Genomic DNA, 746 nt, shown 5'->3' with positions numbered 1-746 from the left:
GAAGGTACAACGTATGCATGGAAGGAACCAGTAGATACAACAACAGCCGGTGACAAAGAAGGCACGATTGTTGTAACGTACCCAGATGGAACAACCGATGAAGTGCCTGTAACGGTGACTGTAGTTGAAAACTTAACAGATGCGGACAAGTATGAACCGGAAAGCCAACCAGTACAAACAGAAATTGGAGGCCAACCAGAAGCATCAGCAGGAATCAAGAACCCAACTGATATGCCAGAAGGTACAACGTATGCATGGAAAGAACCAGTAGATACAACGACGACTGGAGACAAAGAAGGTACAATTATCGTAACGTATCCAGACGGTTCTAATGAAGAAGTCCAAGTAACGGTAACGGTAGTTGAAAACTTAACAAATGCGGACAAGTACACGCCAGTAGGTCAACCAATTCAAACTGAAATCGGTGGTCAACCAGCCCCAATGGAAGGCATCAAGAACCCAACGGACTTACCAGAAGGCACGAAGTATGACTGGAAAGATCCAATTGACACAACGACACCAGGCGATAAGGAAGGTACGATTTTGGTAACCTATCCAGATGGAACAACCGATGAAGTACTTGTAACGGTAACAGTGGTAGATCCACAAACAGATGCGGACAAGTACGAACCGGAAGGCCAACCAGTCAAGACAGAAATCGGTGGTCAACCAGATCCAATGGAAGGAATCAAGAACCCAACAGACTTACCAGAAGGCACGAAGTATGCATGGAAAGATCCAGTCGA

1 protein-coding gene is annotated in these 746 nt (G+C 45.7%); it reads left to right on the top strand.

Going from position 1 to position 746, the window contains the following annotated elements; translation table 11 throughout:
- The coding region (locus tag FC32_RS03090; protein WP_268871570.1) for a Rib/alpha-like domain-containing protein at positions 1–746 on the top strand (746 nt) is incomplete at both ends.

Origin of the sequence: Ligilactobacillus apodemi DSM 16634 = JCM 16172 (genome assembly GCF_001434405.1) — a bacterium.
Lineage (GTDB): Bacteria > Bacillota > Bacilli > Lactobacillales > Lactobacillaceae > Ligilactobacillus > Ligilactobacillus apodemi.
This window is presented reverse-complemented; position numbering and strand designations above follow the sequence as displayed.